Here is a 19,646-nt window from a genome sequence, read left to right as displayed (position 1 = left end):
GTCTTGCACTGGAATTTACTTTTTCAAGTCAGCCTCGTATTTTAATCCTATTTTCCGGCCGTTTGCAGTGCGAATCCCCCTGGAATTTTATGTGCAACTATTATTCGCACCAGAGCTTCCTTACTAAAAATCAACCCTCTTTTAAATTACCTCCATTATCCCTATGTGCTAAATTTTCCCGTACGATCCTAAATATCATTTAAAATGGCGGTCGCAGTTAACTGTGTACCCAGCAGTTTATTATGTGTTGTCACGCTCGAAGAATTCTAAATGTATTTACATAAATGTTTATATTTTTTATATGAACAAAGTATATAATAGATTATAATTCCGCTTCACACTAATTTAAAGCCGCTTAAGATAAAATCCTATCTCCAAATATCAGCTTCTCTTATTACGCTTTCATTTTACTTTTAAAATAAGCCTCAAGTTTCTTGTTCGTAAAATACACTCTGCAACCATCCATACCTCTGCTCAATAAAATATAATAATTATTTTTTATATATTCTAACAATTGAGAATCATCAGGATCCTCATTTTTTATAGTTTTTCCATTTATGTCGTAAAATGAATCTCTGTTAGGGATAAGTTTACCATCTTCACTTATGTCAATATCGTCACCAATGATCACTCCAACATAGTTTAAATCAACACTTAAAACTGCATGTGTACACCCCACCTCATCCTTCGAATTTTTCTGCTCTGTCCATTTTTCACTGTTTTTATTCCAACGTCGTTTAAAATCGCCTTCTATAAAATCATATTTACCGGAATCTTTTTTTGAAATCCACTCAAATGCATATCCTGATAAAATTCGGCTTCTTTCTGCGCCAGGAATAGACTGCTTATCCTTCACCCAACGTTCTAATGCTTTCATACTGTGTACAATATTAAAATCATACTCTTTAAATACAGTTGGATTATAAGATACAGCCTCGATTTGCAATATATTTTTCAATGCGCTGATATAATCCTTTCCATCTGCCACTTTAAATTGACCTCTTATTCGGAACTGCTGTTCAAGTTTAAGCTTATAAAACTCTTTACACCCTTTTTCAAAAGTACGTATGTCAATGTCAGAAGGTCTAATCCTCTGATATTTATCATAAAAGATAACAAGATTATTAGTAATTCTTTTTAATTGCTGAAGTTCGTTATTTTCAACATTGTCCTTATCCAAATGCTTAAACATCCATCCATCTTTTGAAAAGTATTTTCTTAATCGCTGCCCTTCATCAACAACTACTGTATCATATCGTTTACTTGAATTTATAATCCCCGCTGCAGTTGCCACAGTAACATTTAAGTTTAGTTTTTTATACAGACCTCTGAAAAGCTTAGGCAGAGTTTTATTCGGCAAAATTACAGCTATATTTTCTGCACAGACTCCTTTTTCATTTACAAGATTATATACAATCGTATTGGTCAATAATGATTTCCCGGTACCTGGTTCCCCATAAACAACAATTTTATGCTGCGGCTTTTCCTTGTCTATTATAGCTTCACAAACATAATCGACAATCATTTGCTGTTGTTCCGACAGTGTTTTGAATGGAGAATAACGGTATAATAAGGTCATTTCAATATCCTTATGGTTCAAAGTAACCAAGCCCATCTTCTTTAAATCATTCCATACCGGGATTATAATATCGCTATATGATTCTATTTTATTTGAATATTCTTTATATTTTTGATATACGCCTGTATTCAATACTTTTCTTTTTTCCGCCAGAAAGCAGGCGATCAATGCTGTTTCTAACTCTTTTATAACGCTCGCATTAAATAGGGTACCATAAATAATTAATAATTGTTTTAATTTTTCCCTTTTAATTATATTTGAATGCTCCTTAACTCGTTTTAAAAATCTGCTGGACTCTCCAATATAAATTTTAGAATTGTTATATAATATATATACAATCGGATAACTTTTATAAACTCGGGCCTCCCCACACACCGAATCAAGAGGTTTCGTTCGGTATTGTTCATACTCAATTTCAAAACCGGCAATATCAAAACTGTCAATTTTATAATTCAATCCCATAATTAATTTTCACTCTCCAAATAAGCTGTATTATCACCTTTTCAACTCTTATCCGTTTTATGTTCCAATATTTTTATCGAATCTAAATAATCCTTCTCCACATCACTGAGGGTTCTGGTTTTATATATTCTGTATTCACTCGTTGCTTTATCAACTGCTTATTTATGAGTAACACTTCCGTTTCCTTGAAGTAACTGTTCGCCACTCATTGTAAGGATACGATCCAAATGCTCTGTCCAATGCTCATAGTCATTACCTGTTCCCGCTCTGCCTGACGTTCCGCAAAATCAAGATACCATGAAACAAGTTGTCCCATAGCCCGAAGCTCTTTTTCGTTCAGATAGTTTTTGGCAATGACAGCCTCCTTTAGTGTTGGCTGGTTTCCTGCAATTGCCATAAGTCCCATAAACTCTTTTTCAGCAAGTATAAATAACTTCTGCTGCAGTTTATCTATGAATCGCATAGTGTATCTTATTCTGAACCTTTTTAAACAACTGAATTGATATTTCAGCTTTCGGATCATAGTCAATACTTGTAGCATAAATTTCTAAGACCTGTCTGTAAAATACCTTCTCAGAAGCACGTATATCTCTAATACGTTCAAGTAATTCTTTCAGGCGCTATCGTCCAGTGCGAAACCTTTTTTTCATATATTCTTTTAAAATACCTATTGCCCAAATCCTAATTGTGTACCGCGCTTTGACTTCACCCGATAACCGACCGAAATAATCACGTCAAGATTATAATAATCTACATCATAAAATTTCCCATCAGCAGCAGTGTAGGCAAATTTTGCCCATACTGATTATTTAGACAATTCTCCATCTAAAAAAACATTCCTGATATGCTTGCCTATTACACTTCTATCTCTCTGGAACAGCTCTGTCATCTGATCAATTGACAACCAGGCCGTATCTCCAGCATAAGTTGTATCTATCTTTGCCAAACCACTATATCTTGTGATTATGCTCCGCTATTTTCCTTTCAAACCACAATTCCGCATCATTATTACCGACTCAATAGTTGTCTCATTTTCCAAGGGAAGTTCGGTCACTTCCTGACCGTTCAGCGGAACAGGAAAATTGAAGCTAATGCTCTTGATCCAGCAACCGTCTTTCCGCTTTTGGGGATATAGCTCGATTTTCTCGATAAACGCCCTCATAAACTCTTTTCGCTCCACTTCAGTTGCCGCTCCATAAACCTCGTCAAAGGCCAGCAGGAGCCGATAGATATTGTCACCGGAAATCTTCTCCTGACGGATGCTGCGTATCTGACTTTTCACATCATCCATCTGTATCTCGATTTCTTCTATCTTCTCGTATTGTTCGTCATACCGACGCTGTAAATCAAGAATCTTGCGGTCATAATACGGATCGCCCACATCAAGGCTGTCCATCTGTCGCTCCAAACGGGCTTTTGTTCCTAATGTCTGGCGAAGCTGCCCCTGCAATACCTCCAACTGCTTCTCCATATCCGACGTATCTACGGCGGAGCCAATCTTCGCCTTGATTGCCTCAGAAAAGCGGGGATTTCTTACCATCGCGGATATAATGTCCGCCACCATATCATTGATTTCTGTCTGTTCAATATTAGTGCGGAATGTGCAGCTATGGCCTGTCGGTGTGACGGTATTCTTACAGTAATAGTAATATCTCGTTTTGTTGTCCTTGCTGTGCGCTTTGGAGATATTGCCGTACATACCTTTCCCGCAGCAGGGGCATCTCAATATGCCGGATAGTATATGGGCGTGTTCCGTATCGTGAATTTTCTCCCGCCGATAGGCATTGGCTTTCCGCTTCTCATGTGCCAAGTTCCAATCTTCTTCAGATACAATCGCCTCATGCTGTCCCTCATAAATCGGGAACTCCGATTGTTCAACAATGTGCATCTCGTTTCTGGTTCCCAACTTCTTTTCTGTTTTCCGTCTGCCATAGGCGATTTTTCCCATGTAAACCGGATTGTCCAGAACATCCTTTACAAAGTTTGCAGAAAAACCGGGGATTGTCCCATTCTGGCGCAGCTTTTTGGTGTAACCGTGGGTATTCAGGTATTTTGCCACACCGCTGACACCATCGTTTGTATGGATATATCTGTCATAAATGATACGGATAACCTCGACTTCATCATCTGCAATCAACATCTGACCGTTTTCCAGCTTATATCCGTAAGGGGCAAAACCGCCGTTCCATTTTCCCTCGCGGGCTTTCTGTTCCCGCCCCGCCATGGTCTGTGTGCGGATATTCTCGCGTTCAATCTCTGCCACAGCAGACAGAACGGAAATCATCAGCTTGCCGGAATCCTTGGAACTGTCAATACCATCCTCCACGCAGATCAGGTTTACTCCGAAATCCTGCATAAGCTGCAAGGAATTAAGCACATCGGCGGCATTACGACCGAAACGGGACAGCTTAAAGACAAGGACAAAGGAAACCCCATCTTTGCCGGCTTCAATATCTGCAAGCATTCTCTGGAACTCATGCCGTCCTTGGATATTCTTTCCTGAAAAACCCTCGTCCGAATACTCCCCAACAATGACCATATCTTCATATTCTGCATATTTCCGAAGTTTGTCTCTCTGCGCATCCAGACTGTAACCGTCTACCTGCATAGAGGTGGACACTCGCGTATAGATATAGCACTTAGTTTGTTTCTTCATTGTCGCCACCTCCGTTAGACCCGTTCTTCATCAGTCCTTCATTTTTGATGTAATACTCCAGAAGCCGCAAAACATATTCCGGCGCATGACGGTTTCCAAGCTCCCATTCCGTCACAGTCCGATATGGTATCTGAAATAATTGGCAAAACTCTTTCCTCGTTAAGCCGGTACTCTCCCGCAGCTCCCGTATCTTCTCTTTACAATCCATATCATTGTCCTCATAACAAAAAATACACGTTGCGTATTCATTATAGCATATCGCAATCGAATACGCAACGTGTAAATCTAAAATTTATGCCGCTTTTTCGATTTGCGGCAAATGGTTTTCCTGATTATCCGGCAATACCGTAACGCTCTGGCTGTCCTGTTCGGTTTCCCACTTCTCAATCAGGGGAGGCCCGTACTTCTGCATAAGGCGTACCATCACATCAATACAGCGGTCAAATGCCGCATTATCTTTTGCATCTTCATAATACTTCTTCAATAGGCCGCTCCTTTCTCCCATGGGTTCCGTGCGAATATGCGGTCAAAACCTCTTGAGGAATCTTATCGAGCAAGGCAATCGCCTCGTTGTAATCCCTCTGAAGCTGGAGGTCTTTCATGCGTTTCAGGACGCTCTCGCTTTGAGCCTCGGACAAGGACTGTGACAGCTCGGCGTTCTGTTTTTTCAGGCTCCTGTTTTCTTTGACCGTCTCGGTAAAAGCGCCGCTGTACTTCTTGAGCTGTGTCTGCATCTTCTCCACGCCGGGGATATACTCGTCCAGCAGCCTGCCGATTTCCTCTGCTCTGGATTTCGCATTAAAAGCGTTGACACCGCCCAACAGCTCGTCCAGCTTCGCCCTCTGCTTGTTGAGCCGCGCCATTTCCTTAAATATCCTCGGCGGAATATGATCCCGTCCCGTCTCGCTGGCACTTTCACCGCGCTCCAGCTCCGGGTACTTCTTGACCATGTGTTTCCAGAACTCGTCCTGCCACCATGTCAGCCTTTTCTTGTTTCCGATGATCTCCTTCGCAGAAAGCCGCTTATCTTCCGTCAGCGGGACAAAAGAAAGGTGCATATGGGGCGTTTTCTCGTCCATATGCACCACGGCTGATATGATCGTCTCTTTTGTCTGATGCTTCTCAATGAATCGGAGTGCGTGTTCAAAATACTCCCTGACCTCGCCGCGCTTCCGGCTCTTGAAGAACTCCGGGCTAGCGGTGACAAGCGCCTCCACTACCCGAACACTGTCCTTGCGCGTCCGGCATCCAGCGTCGGCAATCTGCTTCTCCGCGACAGCCCGGTACTTGCCCTGCGGCTCGATCAGGTGAAAGTTATATTTGCTGCGGCTCACATCAATGTCGGGATTGCTGGCGTATTTCTCTTTTGTGCGCTCGTTGTGCGCCTCGATGTTGCCGATCTCAGGCCCTTTATACTTGGCAAAGCGTAAGATTGCGAATTGTGCTTTATCCATCAGCGATCCCTCCGTTTCTGCCACACAATGTCATAGCCCAGCACATCCGCAAGCTCCACGACCTCCTTATAGCGGATACTCTCCCGTTGCAGCTTTGCCGACAGGTTGGAAACGCTGTCGCTCCAGCCGTACTCGTCGGAGAGCCGGTCAACCACGTCCTGCATCGTAAATCCGGCGCGGACGATCTGCGCCTTGATCTCATTTCTCACGTTCATATATTCAAATCCTCCATTTTTAGATTGTAGTAGGGTGAAGCCGGTACACTACGGGGCGTTCCTGCTTCACCGGTTGATGAAAAATCTCCTGTTCGTAAAATCCGCTCAGAATTTCCCGGCCGATGTCCTGCCCATATACGGGCATATCCGGCTTTACGGTTCCGCGTGACTTCATACAGAACAGCGAAAAAGCACTCTGCCCCGCATAGCCGGTACACGTTTCAGAGAAGCGCGTTTCCGTGAAATCCATTCGCAAAAGGGGCAAATTCTTCACGCTTTTCATTCTCTTTGAAAATCCGGGTTGAAATTGGGGCTTTGACAATACCAATTTCAAAATAAAATAGCTGTGCTGACCCAAAAGGACGTGTACCAAGTGTACTTGTGTACCGGCGGTACGTTTGGTACGGATGGTACACGTATTTTTCAGTCGTTCCATCTTTCACAGCGGCGGCCTTTGCAGAAGCTCAATGCCGATAAAGCCTCTGGCAAACTTCCCGCCGCCGATACTGACCTTGTTGGTGTATTCCAGATGGTAGCTGTCCTCGTTCTGCTTCAGGTAAGAGCAAAAGCTCTTTTGTGACAGGCTGCTCAAAGCATTATCCTCACACCACAGCCGGTAAACGGCATACAGGGCTCTGGAGCTTGCCTCATAGTCCGCCTTGAAGCGGATATAACCCTCGGAGTGCAGGAACTCAATGATGTTGTTGCCGTCCGAAACAGCCGCCTCCATGTTCTCCTGCGCTGATCGGCTGACGGTAAACTGATAGTCGTTGGCTATCAGACGGTGCAGGCCCTCCAGCGCCCAGAGAAAGATTCCCTCCGCCTCGGCGCACATCTTCTCCGCAATAAAGGGATCGTCTTTCCTCTCCGGGTCTTTCTCCCTGACAGTCAGAATGATTTGCCGCCGAAAGAAGCCCACGCTGCGGTCATAGAGGGATTGGAGCGTCCCGTTGCCCAGCGCCAGAAAGCGGACGTATAAATCCCCCTGATAGCTCTGCCGCCCTTTCTTCTCCAAATCCATCGGAAGCTCGGCGGTGACGATGGCCTTGATATTGTTGGTCTGGGGCAGCGCCTCCAGCTTCATGTCATCGTCCACCATTAAAAGCTCATGCTCCAGATCCGCACGGGCAAAGGGGCTTGTCTCCACCTTGGCAATACTGCCGGTGTTCATGTTGTTTCCCAGCAGGGCGCGAAGCACCAGTCCGATGCGGCTCTTGCCCTCGCCGCCCTTGCCGGTGAGAATCAGCATCTTCTGCCCCTTGGTGGAGGGGATAAAGCAATAGCCCATAAACTCCTGCAAAGTGGGAATGTCCTCCGGCTCCAGAAGCTGGGACAAAAAATGCAGCCATTTCTCAGGCTGCGGCGCGTCGGGCTGATAAGCTACCGGCAGGCGGTTCCGGCAGAAGTCTTTTTCTTCCGAAAAGGTGCCGTCCAGAAAATAGGTGCCGTTTGCCACATGGATACGGTCTTGGTAAAGTGGCAGCTTTACTGCACAGCACTCCATGCGGAGAACGTCAAGCAGATTTGTGACCTTCTTGGCGATGCCGCTGGTCACAAAGGGCTTGATACGGCTGTAAATCTCCTTTTTCAAGCGGTTTTCATCATGCACCCGTCCGTTGACGGTAAAGAAAACATCGTTGATACTCAGCATCCTGTGGTCTTGCAGAAATTCCTCACAGAACAGCGCCTCGTTGATCTTCTTCCCGTCAAACCAGATCGGGTACTCAGAGGGAGACATCATCGCTTCGCTCACTCTGCCTCGCCTCCTTTTTCAGTCTGTTCAGCCGTTCTTCCAGCCTTGTGATCGTGCCGTCCGACAGGAGCATTTGCACCGCTTTGACTCGATGTTCCAACTCCCCGACGGCAAGAATGTCTGCCAGATGCTCGACGTAATCAAGCATCTGGCAGGATTCCACAAACCGGTCATCCAGTTTTTCCTCCGGGCTGTGCGGGGAATACCGCACCCTCCAATCTTCCAGCAGCCGCAGATAATCGTTCAGCACCCTCCGGCAGTACAATTCGTCCTGCCGGAAAGCCCTCACCAGCGGATGTTTCGGCTTACCCAGCGCGGCGGCAGCAGGAGGCTTGTCCGGGTCAAGCCCAAAGTCTGCAATCAGCTTCTGTGCGGCTTCGTAACTGCTCAATCTGAACAGTCTCGCTGTGAAGTCGATTACATCGCCGGTAGCCCCGCAACCGAAGCAATAAAAATAGTCCTCGTTCAGCTTCAGGCTCGGGTGCCGGTCATTGTGGAACGGGCAACAGATCATGCCTTTTCGGTTGACCTTCAGCCCGTAGTGTTCGGCAGCGTCTTTCACGGAGATCGCCGCCTTGACGGTTTCGTAGATACTCATGTGCATCTCCTCCTTGATTTTTTCTCGACGGTTTTTCCCCGTCTGCCTGAATATACGGGGAAAAAGGCTATAGACCGAAAAATCCGGCAGGAGTGCAAGAAAACAAAAAAGCCGCCCTGCGGAATTGCAAAAATGCAAGACCACAGAGCGGCAAACTGGTCAGGAGCTATTGATTTTATTCCTCAAATGGAATATAATATTATCAGGCTTTTAGGCCGTACAAATGGCGACAGTGTGTAGTTTACGATCATTGAGATCAGCAAATCAGGAGTTTGAGGAGAGGATATTTATGGAAAAGAAAAAGCAATGGATTTATCTAATAATAGGTTTTTTAGGCACCATGCTGGGTCTGTTTGGTGTAGTATCGTTCAATCAGTTTGTACTTATGTCGTTACCTTTAGGATTAAGAATGGTGAGTATGGTATTTGTTTACTGGTTGATTGCACTGGTTCCTATAATTGTAATGGTTGTTAATAAAGATAAGTTAACAGATTATGGTTTCAAAAAGGAAAAAATAACACTTCAAATCATTGTGGGTGTTATGATAGGTGTTGCAATGTCATTGATACTCACACTAATACCGCATCTATTTGGATTAGGAGAATACGTAGATAGCGGCAAAAGATATGAATACTTGTGGCAATTCATCTATGAATTCTTTTATTGTATATTTGCAGTTGGTTTTGTTGAAGAATTTGTATTCCGAGGGTTTATTTATCAAAAAATCAAAAGCATTAATTACAAGGATATGATAGCAATTATCGGTTCTTCTGTTCTTTTCGGAGCATTCCATTTATTTGGTGGCAATATTATTCAAATGGTAATGACGGCGTGTTTAGGTGTATTTTTCTGCGTTTGCAGGCTAAAGGTTAAAAATTGCTCTACTTTATCCTTGATAATAGCGCATGGAGTATATGATGCCTTGATAACTGTTTTTGCATCTATTCTACTATAGTGATGTATAAAACAAATTCAGGTTGATAATTAAGAAACCTTCGATGCAAGACAACAAGGGGGCAAATATGAGATACCTTTCAACCTTTGAAGCGGCAGAGAAATGGGGGCTGTCTCCCCGGCGCGTGGGCGTCCTCTGCAATGAAAACAGGATACCGGGCGCACAGCGGGCAGGGAGCCGCTGGATTATCCCGGAGGATGCAGAGAAGCCTGCCGATGCCAGAATCAAGAGCGGGAAATATATCAAAAGCAAGGCAAAATCGGAGGGAGGTCTGGCAGATGGACGGTGAATTTCTTCCCGGCGATTTGCGGGATCGCATACAGGATTTATTGAAGCACAATAACGTAACACAGGCAGACCTCGCGGCAAAAATTGGCTGCAACGAGAGCCTGATCAGCCGGTTCCTCAGCGGGAAAACGAACAGGCTCGGCGATAAGTATATCATCCGCATCGCAAGGACTTTTCATGTGTCCACCGACTTCCTGCTGGGTGAATCCAACATACCAGACCGCAAGAATTATGAGATCGAGGAGCTTGGGCTGTCGGTGCAGGCAGCAAAAAATCTTTACACCGGCAAGGCAAGCGCCGATGTAGTGGGCAGGCTTCTGGAAAGTCCCCGCTTTTGTGAGCTTACATACATGATCGAGCAGTATTTCGACAATTCCCTGTCTGCCGGGTACGCCGCACAGAATCAGATGTACTCCACCCTCAGCGCCATGTTAAGAAAGACCACCAAAGCGGACGCCGCCGTTGAATCCGCCAGAGCCATGAACCGAATGAAAGTCCCTGTGTATCAGGCTGACCTCAACGCAATACAGACGCAGTTTATGTCTGCCGTGAAAGAAGTGAAACAGGAAATTGGGAATGATTTAAGCGCGGCGCAGAAAATGACCAGCCAGATCGCGCAGAAAATGTTTTCAGAGCTGACAAAGGGGCAGGACGTAGAACAGGCGCAGATTACGCCGGAGGGAATTGCTGACGCTGTTCTCGGAATGGCCGGCATCATGGACGGCACCACGCCGGAATCATTGGATAAATTCGGACAGTCATTGACAGAGTTTATCCGTGAAACGATGGAGAACGCAAAAGCCCAACAGGAGAAAGACCATGCAGAGCATGAGCAATGAGCAGCTCTGCCTCCGCGCACAGAAAGGAGACGATACCGCCCGCGATCTCCTGCTGGAAAACAATCTCGGTTTCATCCGAAAAACGGCAACTGAATTGTACCAAAGTATGGCGCTGGCAGAGACGGAGCTTGCTATTGACCGGGACGATCTGGAGCAGGAGGGCTGCATTGGCCTCTTAAACGCAATCGGCTCCTTTGATACGGACAGGGGAAGTAAATTTCTCACCTATGCCGCCCCGTCCATCCGCAACGCCATGATGGATTTGATACGGGCTGGTTTCTCCCAATTTGAACAGCAAGTAGCCGATGATAAAAACGGTCTGGGCTTTCGTTTTGTCAGGCTGGATGAGATACTATCTGACGAAGAACGGTTACAGCGCATCGAGGCGATTGCCGACCCACTTGCCAAATCGCCAGAGCGGATCGTCACGGAACAGGAGACATATCGGGAACTGTATGACGCGCTGGACAAGCTCTCTCCGAGGGAGCAAACCTACCTTCTTTACCGCTACGGATTTACGGACGGCATGGAGCATCCGCTGATCGGGACAGCCCTGCATTTCCATTTGAGTGAGAGCCGGGCAAAGCGGACGGAAGAAACGGCGATGGACAATCTATGGCTGGAGCTGCCGTGGTGGTTTTGAATGAAACGCTGCGGCGGGACGAGAGCTTTGATATACCTTTTGCTCCCTCCGGCAACAGAGAAAAATCCTCCGCTCCGCTTCGGATTTCTCCCCGCCGCCTACACACGGACAGGCGGATTTCGCTCATGCTTCATCCAGTTTTTGCGTGTCAATCCCCGCAAAATCCGCCTGTCCTGCTGTCACTGAAAAGCGTCTGTGTGGCCGCAGACACAGCCCCTTTCCAGCGCCAGCGGGAGCAAAAGGTATAACACACTAGACTTTCCTGACGGAAAATCGTGTGCCAAAGGGCGCTCTGCCCCTTTGGATACCCCGCCAAGTGGAACGCTGTTCCCCTCTGGACACCCCATGCCAACAGGGATGCTGCTCGCCCCTATTGGATGACCCAGAGCCAAAAGGCGGGCGCTGCCCTCCTTTGGAAACCTCCTGTATTTTCCTCGCCGGTGAGTACCCAAACTGTGACGAGGGCAGTTTGAGTGTCAGGCGAGGAAAATAAAAAGACACTGCTGTCATTTCGCAATGAGAGGAATCAGCAGTACCTTTTATTCTACGAGATGCTACTTATTCCAAGTATTCTTTGCCAACTATATTTGCCACTTTAATGAGCTTTCTCTATGTTCAAAACCCCAGCTTGTGGAGCAGCTTCTCCACGTCGGCGGCTTTCAGCACCTTGCCCGCAGATACCACCTGCTCATTGACTACAATGGCGGGCATACTCATAACGCCATAGGCCATGACCTTTTCCATGTCGGTAATATACTCGACTTCCAAATCCAGCCCCATGTTCTTGACGGCCTGCTTTGCGTTTTCATACTGCTCATGGCAGGACTTGCAGCCGGCCCCCAGCACCTTGACACAGCAGATACCGTCCACGGTTTTCCCGCAGCACTCACTCGCCCCCTTGACCTCCGTTGCTTCACTGGCAGGCGCAGCGCCGCCACAGCAGCAAGAGGGGGCTTTCGTTTCTTCTTTCTTCTTTCCAAACAGTGACATGATAAATACCTCCATTTTTAATTTGACGCTTTCAAAGCGTTTTTTCAAGACCTTATAATGGTTATATCAGCAAAGACTGAAATGCATTAAAGAAGTAGCCGACGATAATAATACCGCCCGTGCATATCCCAATGAAAATCCACAGCAGCTTCGGCTTGACCGCCTTGCGGAGCATAATCATAGACGGCAGGGACAAAGTAGTGACGCCCATCATAAAGGACAGGACGACCCCCAGCAGCGCCCCTTTTGCCAGCAGCGCCTCCGCAATCGGAATGGTGCCGAAAATGTCAGCATACATCGGGACACCGGCAATCGTGGCGATAATCACTCCAAAGGGATTGTTGTCACCCAGCGCCGCCACAATGAAATCTTCAGGTATCCAGTTATGGATCAGGGCCCCGATACCCACCCCGATCAACACATAGGGGGCAACTTTTTTTGCGGTGGAAACGACCTGCTCCCACGCATAGGTCAGACGGTCTTTGAAGTGCAATTCCTCCTGCGGAGCATCAATCGCTCTGCCGTTTCTGATATATTCCTCCACATATTTTTCAAGGTGCAGCTTTTCAATCAGCGTTCCTCCAACAACCGCTATCACCAGTCCGAGAAGGACATACACGATTGCCACTTTCCAACCGAAAATGCTCATTAAGAGTACAAGACTGCCCAGATCTACCATCGGAGAGGAAATCAGAAACGAAAACGGCACGCCGAGGGGCAGTCCCGCACTGGTAAATCCGATAAACAGCGGAATGGACGAGCAGGAACAGAACGGCGTCACCGTTCCCAGCAAAGCGGCGACACAGTTTGCGCCGACCCCGTGAAATCGTCCGAGGATTTTCTTTGTACGCTCTGGCGGGAAATAGCTTTGAATGTACGATATAATCAAAATCAGTACGCCGAGCAGCACCATAATTTTGATCGTATCGTAAATAAAGAACAGAACGCTGCCGCCGATTTTTCCCGTCGTATCCAGACCGCAGGCGTTCAATCCCCAAGAAATGAGCCTGTTCAACCAGTCCATACCAAGGACTTCATTCTGAAAGAAATCCCATGCGTTTTTCAAATGATCCATATAATATCCTCCTTGTCAGATTGTTAGATTGAAATATGTCTATGTATTGGGTTTTAAGATAGCCGACCGGAAAAGTGATTTGGTATTTTCACTTCTCACAGCACGGCTGATCTTCTTCGGTATCGGTCACTGTTGTAAGCTCCTGCAAACATTTCACCGCTGCGGCGGCTCCCTCCGGCGAGATGGAATAGTGCGTCCACTTTCCCTCTTTGCGTCCCACAACGATTTCCGAATCACAGAGTATTTTCATGTGGTGGGAAAGGGTGGGCTGGGTGATATGCAGATCGTCCAGCAGGACACAGGCACATTTTTCGCCGCCTTTGAGCAGTTGCAGGATTTTAATTCGGTTCTCGTCGCAAAGCGCCTTGAATACCCCCGCCATCTGCTTCTCTTTTGTCTGCAAGCTCGTCACCTCCCATAGACAATTTTCAATCTATCTATATTATACACGACACATTGACGTTTGTCAATGGGTTTTTGAAAAAAGCTGGAGCAATTAAAAACAGTGCCCCAGCTTTTGATCCAAATCAAATCATTCCAAAATGCTCCAGCGCCGTCCGTATCGCCGCCTCTTTCTCTGGCGGGCATTGTGGCTGTCGGGAATCCTCTGACTTGGGCTTATTGTAATTTTCTCTTTCGATAATCCCGCACTTCTGTTTCACTTGCGCGATATAGAGGGAAGAAACCGTTAGGCCGGTATGCTCTTTCACATAAGTCTTGATCTCTCCATATGTCGCACCTTTCTGAAAGCCGGACATATCCATATCCTCCAGAGAGAAGTCAACCCTGATTTTCTTTGACTGGATTTCTCCCTTGGAAAGTTGAACAACCGTCTCGACATGCCCACTCATAGGAAACATATCCACACAACTTACTCTCTCCACCCAATACCCTCTCTCCTCCAAATACTTCACATCCCGGGCCAGCGTAGCCGAATCGCAGCTCACATAAACCACTTTCTTCGGCCCCATCATTACAATCGTATCCAGGCAGACCGGATCGCACCCTTTCCTGGGCGGATCCACGACAATCACATCGGCATAAACCTTATCCTTTTCATACTGTTTGGGCAGCACTTCCTCGGCCTTCCCCACAAAAAACTCTACATTTTCTATACCATTGAGCCGCGCATTTTCCCTGGCGTCTTCAATCGCCTGCGGCACAATCTCAACGCCATAGACCTTTTTCGCTTTCTGTGACAAAAACAGCGAAATTGTGCCAATCCCGCAATACAAATCCCACACCGTCTCTTCCCCTGTCAATCCGGCATACTCAAGAGCAGTGCCATAGAGCCTCTCCGTCTGCACCGGATTCACTTGATAAAACGACAACGGAGAAATTCTGTACTTCACATTCCCAATATAATCCGTAATATAACCCGGCCCGTACAGATTCACCACTTCACGTCCCAAAATCACATTCGTCTTCTCCATATTCACATTATAAGAAATACTGGTCATCCCTGGGATTTCCAGCAATCTTTCCACAAAGCCTTCGGAATACGGTAATTTTCTTCCATTCACAACAAAGCATACCATCAGTTCCCCGGTCCTAAATCCTTTGCGGATTAAAACATGGCGAATCAGCCCGGTATGACTCTCTTCCTGATACGGCTTAATTCCATATTGGGTCATAATCTGCTTAACAGCCGCCAGAATCTCCCGGTTCTCCTGAATGCCAAGCAGGCAGTCGTCATTCTCAATAATGCAATGGGTTCTTCCGGCATAAAAACCGGCGATTACCTCGTTCTCCTTATTCATCCCAAAAGGAAACTGCGCCTTATTCCGGTAACGCCACGGATCCTCCATCCCGATTATCGGCTCCATGATGACAGGCTTTCTTCCGCTCTCTCCTCCTTCTCTATCTCCCGCTCTATCTCCTTCTCCATCCCCAACATTCTCTCCTGCCCCAGGTCCCTCCCCCGGCAGATACAGGTTATCAAGCCCGCCAATCCGCTTCAGATTATTATAAACCTTTCTCTGTTTAAACTTCAGCTGCTCCTCATAACTCATCATCTGGAGCTGGCAGCCGCCGCACTGACGCGCCACCGCACAGCGCTCCTTCACTCGGGCAGGGGAAGGCTTAAGTACCTTCATCAGTCTGGCAAAACCGTAATTCTTCTTCATTTTCATTGCCTTTGCTTCAATCAGGTCTCCGATTACGGCATCTTTAATAAACCAGATATAACCATCCAGTTTTCCTACGCCTTCACCACTCTCGCTCATATCCTCTATTATCACTTCAAAGACATCATTCTTCTTGATATTCATGTCTATTCTCTCCATTCTCCCCCAAACCGTCACACCATCATGCCATGCAGCAATCCTGACGGCATGAACAGTTACATACTATCTTACATACCATCACAAATACTTCGCCCGCTCACCGCCGATATACTTCAGTCTGGTCCTGGCACACACCACGTGAGCACCGCCAATCTCCTTCACGGAAATCCTTACCGGTACCGCCACAGCCCTCAGATGCATGCCAATTAGTGTATCACCGATATCAATTCCCGCGTGCGCCTGAATCCGTTCCACTGCCACAGGACACCTCATCCCCGCATATGCAGCCGTAGCAAATGACCCTCCGGCTTTCAACGCAGGCACCACATTCACCATCTCATATCCGTACCGTTCGGCCGCCTCTTTTTCCAGAATCAGCGCCCGGTTTAAATGTTCGCAGCACTGTGCGGCAAGGTAAATCTCCCTTGGCTCCAGCTCCTTCATCAAAGCTTCATATACCGCCTGTCCGATTTCCCCGCTGGAATAAGAGCCGATTCTGTGGGCTGCTATCTCACTGGAAGAACATCCGACAACCATAATCTGCCCCCGCTCCATCTGTGCCTCTTCCAGAAGTTCCTTCGCCGCTTTCCTTACTTCCTGCCCGATTGCTTCCAGACGGCCTGCTGTTTCCTTTTCCTCCGACACGCCGGCCGGATGCCGATACATTATATCCACTTTCACTTACTCCTTTCACAACACTACGAAATGCATAAGAATACTGGTACAGAATTACATAAATTCCTTAGTCACAGCTCCCGCTGTCTACGCCAGGAGCATGTCTGCAAGCTGGCCGCAGGAGCACTGTGCCGCCGCTTCGCAGACGCACGCCTGACGCAGATATCAATCACTATTAACAGCTATCTATGCATTGCTGTACTAAAGCGTGTCTAAAAACAAATTTCCGCCCTTCCATATCCCCCTCTCCACGCACTGCGGCATATCAGGCCAAATCCGATTAACACAGCCCATACGCTGCGCTCATTTGGACCAAATTTCCCACAAGGTGAGACGTACATCTGGCAGAAAACTATTTTCAAACACGCTCTCTAACATCCCCTGAATTTCACTTCTTAATATAAAAAAAATCCATACTGTTTACAACTCTGCCAAAAACGCAGTTCTATGGCCAATTCCCATAACAATATCACGCAAAAAGCTGCAGAACACTGCTCATAAACAGTAACAAAAAATCAAACAGCTATTACAGCTCCCATCACACTTCCAGGTAAAATTCCCGCACCCGATCCATCCTGGCCGTCATTCCGGCCAGCATCATATCAGCCACTGTGAATGCCGCCATCATTTCCACAACAACGACCGCCCTCGGAACAATAATCGGATCATGGCGCCCCTTGACGCTGATTTCAATCTCCCCGCCATCCCGGTTCACCGTCTTCTGCGGCGATGCAATCGAAGGAGTCGGTTTAAAAGCAGCCCGAAACACAATCTCTGTTCCGTCGCTGATTCCTCCCAGGATGCCTCCGGCATGGTTTGTCCTCTTGCCGACCCGGCCATCCGGAGAAATACAAAATGCGTCATTATTTAATGCCCCGGTCGTCTTGGCAGCTTCAAATCCGTCGCCAATCTCAAACCCCTTCACGGCTCCGATCGAGCAAATCGCTTTGGCGAGATTTGCATCCAGCTTTTCGAATACCGGCTCGCCAATTCCGGCCGGAACCCCCTGTATCACACATTCCACAATCCCGCCGGCCGAATCCATCTGAGCCATCTTCTCTTCCAGGAACATCTGCGCCTCAGCTGCCGCAGACGCATCCGGCATATACAGCATATTCCGGCTGCACTCTTCCATATCAAACCGCTCCGGCTGCACCTGGATATTTCCGATTGCTTTCGTATACGCCGTCACCCTGACTCCAAGGCCCTCCAGAATCTTGGCCGCCACAGCTCCGGCCGCCACTCGGCCGATGGTTTCCCGGCCCGAGGATCTTCCGCCCCCGCGGTAGTCCCGGAAACCATATTTTTTATCAAAGGTATAATCTGCATGGCCCGGTCTGTAATAACCGGCTATCTCACTGTAATCCTTCGAATGCTGATCCTGATTCCGAATCATCATTGCAATCGGTGTTCCGGTTGTCCTTCCCTCAAATACGCCGGACATAATTTCAACCGAATCACTCTCATTTCTTTTCGTTGTATACCGGCTCTGCCCCGGTTTTCTTCTGTCGAGATATTTCTGAATATCCTCCTCAGCCAGCAAAAGTCCTGCCGGACAACCGTCCACAACCACGCCAATCCCTGCGCCATGGGACTCCCCCCAGGTAGTCATTGTTAATATCTTTCCAAATGTAGAACCTGCCATGCTTTCCTGCTCCTTGTCTCTCCATACATATTGCGAACTTTTCACCAACCCGGTGATATACCGTATCGTCTCATATACAATCAGGCATTCCGCTTACAGCTTACTTATTGCTTATTTAACCGCCGGCTCACCGCTTACTTACTGCCCATTCACTTATTTACTGCCTGCTTTCCGCCTTCGTCTTCTTACCCCCGGCGGTTCCATTCGGCACCCTCGTGATCACACAGCAGTTCGGTTCATTAATTGTAATACTCCTGCTGCACATTACCAGCAGGCCCTTCTCATAATCCACCTCAAAGAAGGAAATGCTGTTGCTTGCATGATTAATTGATGCCAGATGCTTTTCATCCGGGAAAACAGCGATATCCTTCGGGTAATCGCCGCTGATAGGCAGACAGCTTATCATGGTGAGTACGCCTGTCTCGGGATCTCTTCTATATACGCTGACGGAATTATCCCCTGCATTGCTGCAATACAGGTAATCCTCCTTCGGAGACAGACGGATTGCACAGGCTGCGGTAAGCTGGCTCAGGCGTTCCGGCGCAGTGGAGGTAATGGTCTGAATCTTTTCAAAATGCGGTACTCGGTCGCCCTCTTCATATTCATACGTAAATACGTCAATCACGTTTTTGATCTCATACATCAGATAAATAAACTTTCCGTCTCCGCTGAACAAAAACTGTCTGGGACCTGACTCCAGTTCACAGCGCAGCGCATCCACCTGAGTCAGCAGGCCCTTTTTCTCATCGAACCGGTATACCTTCACCTGATCAATTCCAAGATCGGCGACAAGCACAAAATGACCGTCCGGAGTTCTGGCGCTGCAGCTTACATGCGGACGAAAGGTTCGCTCTGCGACGCTGCCAAGTCCTTTATGAAACACACCATCCGTAATCTCACCGACCGAACCGTCTTCATTCAGTCTCAGAACCGTCTCCTTGCCATCATGATATCCGGAAACGAAAATATATTTGTCCTCCGCATCCGTCGTAATATGGCAGCCGCGCATTCCTTTGATATTGGCGCTGTTCAGCCTGGAAAGTGCGCCGTTCTCCATAATACGGAAGGAAACAACACCTTCATCTGCTATTGAATACAGAGTTCTTCCATCATTTGACACGGCAAGATAAGAAGAATTGTCCACTTCCACTTCACACCTGTATTGAAAACAGCCCTTATCCATATCCACGTCATAAACGGTGATTCCCTTCGCCTGCCCGTTATATGAATAAGAACCTACATAAGCCATGTATTTATTCCGCATATCTTTTCCTCCTCATATTCTGTTACTTGTCCCGCAGCTGTTCCGTCTGAATCTGTTCCACAGGTATTATCACATTTTCTCTTTCCTACTATTCTACCAGCCCGGACTCAAATTTGCATCCATTTTAATCAATTCAGTGGTATTTTTTTATGTTTTGGAGATTTAGATAAGCAGGTGAGGACGCGGTCGCAGACCAGCGGACGGTGCTGGATGAGTCTTTCGTCCCGGGGAAAGTGTGTCGTGGGTTGGGGCTGCGGGCGAAGATAAAGT

General features: G+C 47.1%; 20 protein-coding genes and 1 pseudogene. 4 read left to right on the top strand and 17 right to left on the bottom strand.

What is annotated here, in order from left to right:
- Positions 1-394: 394 nt before the first annotated feature.
- The 10 genes and pseudogenes from CLOSYM_RS02135 to CLOSYM_RS02090 all read right to left on the bottom strand — a co-directional run bounded on the left by CLOSYM_RS02135 (position 395) and on the right by CLOSYM_RS02090 (position 8,717).
- Complete coding sequence (locus tag CLOSYM_RS02135; protein WP_003500848.1) at positions 395-2,041, bottom strand: DUF2075 domain-containing protein; 1,647 nt, start codon at positions 2,039-2,041, stop codon at positions 395-397.
- A 41-nt stretch (positions 2,042-2,082) separates the two neighbouring features.
- Positions 2,083-3,008, bottom strand: a pseudogene (gene rhuM / locus CLOSYM_RS23955) (RhuM family protein).
- A gap of 6 nt (positions 3,009-3,014) precedes the next feature.
- Complete coding sequence (locus CLOSYM_RS02125) at positions 3,015-4,697, bottom strand: recombinase family protein (RefSeq protein ID WP_021640756.1); 1,683 nt, start codon at positions 4,695-4,697, stop codon at positions 3,015-3,017.
- Entirely contained in the window at positions 4,681-4,905 is a 225-nt protein-coding gene (locus tag CLOSYM_RS02120) for a helix-turn-helix domain-containing protein (RefSeq protein WP_021640755.1), read from the bottom strand. Before CLOSYM_RS02120 ends, CLOSYM_RS02125 begins: the two co-directional genes overlap by 17 nt.
- 84 nt (positions 4,906-4,989) lie before the next feature.
- Positions 4,990-5,181 carry a hypothetical protein gene (locus tag CLOSYM_RS02115; RefSeq protein ID WP_021640754.1) on the bottom strand — a complete coding sequence of 64 codons (192 nt, stop codon included), beginning with the start codon at positions 5,179-5,181 and terminating at the stop codon, positions 4,990-4,992.
- On the bottom strand, positions 5,165-6,151 hold the full coding sequence (gene mobV / locus CLOSYM_RS02110; protein WP_021640753.1) for a MobV family relaxase: 987 nt from the start codon (positions 6,149-6,151) through the stop codon (positions 5,165-5,167). Before mobV ends, CLOSYM_RS02115 begins: the two co-directional genes overlap by 17 nt.
- Complete coding sequence (locus CLOSYM_RS02105) at positions 6,151-6,366, bottom strand: hypothetical protein (protein ID WP_021640752.1); 216 nt, start codon at positions 6,364-6,366, stop codon at positions 6,151-6,153. The genes mobV and CLOSYM_RS02105 overlap by 1 nt, the downstream gene beginning before the upstream one ends.
- A gap of 19 nt (positions 6,367-6,385) precedes the next feature.
- The gene (locus CLOSYM_RS02100; protein WP_154662212.1) at positions 6,386-6,640 is read right to left on the bottom strand and encodes a hypothetical protein; all 255 of its coding nucleotides are present in this window, start codon (positions 6,638-6,640) and stop codon (positions 6,386-6,388) included.
- A gap of 165 nt (positions 6,641-6,805) precedes the next feature.
- A complete protein-coding gene (locus CLOSYM_RS02095) occupies positions 6,806-8,119 on the bottom strand; it encodes a DNA primase family protein (protein ID WP_330362865.1) in 1,314 nt (437 codons plus the stop codon).
- The gene (locus CLOSYM_RS02090) at positions 8,091-8,717 is read right to left on the bottom strand and encodes a CHC2 zinc finger domain-containing protein (protein ID WP_021640749.1); all 627 of its coding nucleotides are present in this window, start codon (positions 8,715-8,717) and stop codon (positions 8,091-8,093) included. The genes CLOSYM_RS02095 and CLOSYM_RS02090 overlap by 29 nt, the downstream gene beginning before the upstream one ends.
- Positions 8,718-9,006: 289 nt before the next feature.
- On the opposite strand from CLOSYM_RS02090, the gene CLOSYM_RS02080 reads away from it, so the two are divergent.
- From CLOSYM_RS02080 to CLOSYM_RS02065, 4 genes are all read left to right on the top strand, one after another.
- Positions 9,007-9,672, top strand: a complete 666-nt coding sequence (locus tag CLOSYM_RS02080) for a CPBP family intramembrane glutamic endopeptidase (protein ID WP_049943459.1) — start codon at positions 9,007-9,009, stop codon at positions 9,670-9,672.
- A 67-nt stretch (positions 9,673-9,739) separates the two neighbouring features.
- Complete coding sequence (locus CLOSYM_RS02075; RefSeq protein ID WP_044902051.1) at positions 9,740-9,961, top strand: helix-turn-helix domain-containing protein; 222 nt, start codon at positions 9,740-9,742, stop codon at positions 9,959-9,961.
- Positions 9,951-10,799: a helix-turn-helix domain-containing protein gene (locus CLOSYM_RS02070; protein ID WP_021640745.1), complete on the top strand. Its 849-nt coding sequence runs from the start codon at positions 9,951-9,953 to the stop codon at positions 10,797-10,799. Before CLOSYM_RS02075 ends, CLOSYM_RS02070 begins: the two co-directional genes overlap by 11 nt.
- Positions 10,780-11,442, top strand: a complete 663-nt coding sequence (locus tag CLOSYM_RS02065) for a sigma-70 family RNA polymerase sigma factor (protein WP_044902050.1) — start codon at positions 10,780-10,782, stop codon at positions 11,440-11,442. Before CLOSYM_RS02070 ends, CLOSYM_RS02065 begins: the two co-directional genes overlap by 20 nt.
- A 615-nt stretch (positions 11,443-12,057) precedes the next feature.
- On the opposite strand, the gene CLOSYM_RS02055 is transcribed toward CLOSYM_RS02065, so the two are convergent.
- The 7 genes from CLOSYM_RS02055 to CLOSYM_RS02025 form a co-directional block, all read right to left on the bottom strand.
- Positions 12,058-12,432 carry a thioredoxin family protein gene (locus CLOSYM_RS02055; RefSeq protein WP_044902049.1) on the bottom strand — a complete coding sequence of 125 codons (375 nt, stop codon included), beginning with the start codon at positions 12,430-12,432 and terminating at the stop codon, positions 12,058-12,060.
- Positions 12,433-12,493: 61 nt separating this feature from the next.
- The gene (locus CLOSYM_RS02050) at positions 12,494-13,507 is read right to left on the bottom strand and encodes a permease (RefSeq protein ID WP_021640741.1); all 1,014 of its coding nucleotides are present in this window, start codon (positions 13,505-13,507) and stop codon (positions 12,494-12,496) included.
- 88 nt (positions 13,508-13,595) lie between these two features.
- Positions 13,596-13,910 carry an ArsR/SmtB family transcription factor gene (locus CLOSYM_RS02045; protein WP_242828636.1) on the bottom strand — a complete coding sequence of 105 codons (315 nt, stop codon included), beginning with the start codon at positions 13,908-13,910 and terminating at the stop codon, positions 13,596-13,598.
- 124 nt (positions 13,911-14,034) lie between these two features.
- Positions 14,035-15,777: a 23S rRNA (uracil(1939)-C(5))-methyltransferase RlmD gene (gene rlmD / locus CLOSYM_RS02040; protein WP_181900357.1), complete on the bottom strand. Its 1,743-nt coding sequence runs from the start codon at positions 15,775-15,777 to the stop codon at positions 14,035-14,037.
- Positions 15,778-15,870: 93 nt separating this feature from the next.
- Positions 15,871-16,467, bottom strand: coding sequence for a TIGR01440 family protein (locus CLOSYM_RS02035; RefSeq protein ID WP_009297249.1), 597 nt, complete (start codon positions 16,465-16,467; stop codon positions 15,871-15,873).
- Positions 16,468-17,005: 538 nt separating this feature from the next.
- Positions 17,006-18,112 (bottom strand): chorismate synthase, encoded by a 1,107-nt coding sequence (aroC, locus tag CLOSYM_RS02030; protein WP_044902048.1) that lies wholly within the window; start codon positions 18,110-18,112, stop codon positions 17,006-17,008.
- Between the two features lie 157 nt (positions 18,113-18,269).
- Positions 18,270-19,376 (bottom strand): lactonase family protein, encoded by a 1,107-nt coding sequence (locus CLOSYM_RS02025; protein WP_003500858.1) that lies wholly within the window; start codon positions 19,374-19,376, stop codon positions 18,270-18,272.
- Positions 19,377-19,646 lie beyond the last annotated feature (270 nt).

The organism is [Clostridium] symbiosum ATCC 14940 (assembly GCF_000466485.1).
GTDB lineage: Bacteria > Bacillota > Clostridia > Lachnospirales > Lachnospiraceae > Otoolea > Otoolea symbiosa.
This window is presented reverse-complemented; position numbering and strand designations above follow the sequence as displayed.

Excerpts from the sequence above, each read along its gene's own strand:
- mobV (WP_021640753.1), bottom strand. The coding sequence starts at position 6,151 with ATGGATAAAGCACAATTCGCAATCTTACGCTTTGCCAAGTATAAAGGG.
- CLOSYM_RS02075 (WP_044902051.1), top strand. The coding sequence starts at position 9,740 with ATGAGATACCTTTCAACCTTTGAAGCGGCAGAGAAATGGGGGCTGTCT.
- CLOSYM_RS02105 (WP_021640752.1), bottom strand. The coding sequence starts at position 6,366 with ATGAACGTGAGAAATGAGATCAAGGCGCAGATCGTCCGCGCCGGATTT.
- CLOSYM_RS02135 (WP_003500848.1), bottom strand. The coding sequence starts at position 2,041 with ATGGGATTGAATTATAAAATTGACAGTTTTGATATTGCCGGTTTTGAA.
- CLOSYM_RS02120 (WP_021640755.1), bottom strand. The coding sequence starts at position 4,905 with ATGGATTGTAAAGAGAAGATACGGGAGCTGCGGGAGAGTACCGGCTTA.
- CLOSYM_RS02025 (WP_003500858.1), bottom strand. The coding sequence starts at position 19,376 with ATGCGGAATAAATACATGGCTTATGTAGGTTCTTATTCATATAACGGG.
- CLOSYM_RS02050 (WP_021640741.1), bottom strand. The coding sequence starts at position 13,507 with ATGGATCATTTGAAAAACGCATGGGATTTCTTTCAGAATGAAGTCCTT.
- CLOSYM_RS02065 (WP_044902050.1), top strand. The coding sequence starts at position 10,780 with ATGCAGAGCATGAGCAATGAGCAGCTCTGCCTCCGCGCACAGAAAGGA.
- CLOSYM_RS02055 (WP_044902049.1), bottom strand. The coding sequence starts at position 12,432 with ATGTCACTGTTTGGAAAGAAGAAAGAAGAAACGAAAGCCCCCTCTTGC.
- CLOSYM_RS02080 (WP_049943459.1), top strand. The coding sequence starts at position 9,007 with ATGGAAAAGAAAAAGCAATGGATTTATCTAATAATAGGTTTTTTAGGC.
- rlmD (WP_181900357.1), bottom strand. The coding sequence starts at position 15,777 with ATGAATATCAAGAAGAATGATGTCTTTGAAGTGATAATAGAGGATATG.
- aroC (WP_044902048.1), bottom strand. The coding sequence starts at position 18,112 with ATGGCAGGTTCTACATTTGGAAAGATATTAACAATGACTACCTGGGGG.
- CLOSYM_RS02070 (WP_021640745.1), top strand. The coding sequence starts at position 9,951 with ATGGACGGTGAATTTCTTCCCGGCGATTTGCGGGATCGCATACAGGAT.
- CLOSYM_RS02090 (WP_021640749.1), bottom strand. The coding sequence starts at position 8,717 with ATGAGTATCTACGAAACCGTCAAGGCGGCGATCTCCGTGAAAGACGCT.
- CLOSYM_RS02125 (WP_021640756.1), bottom strand. The coding sequence starts at position 4,697 with ATGAAGAAACAAACTAAGTGCTATATCTATACGCGAGTGTCCACCTCT.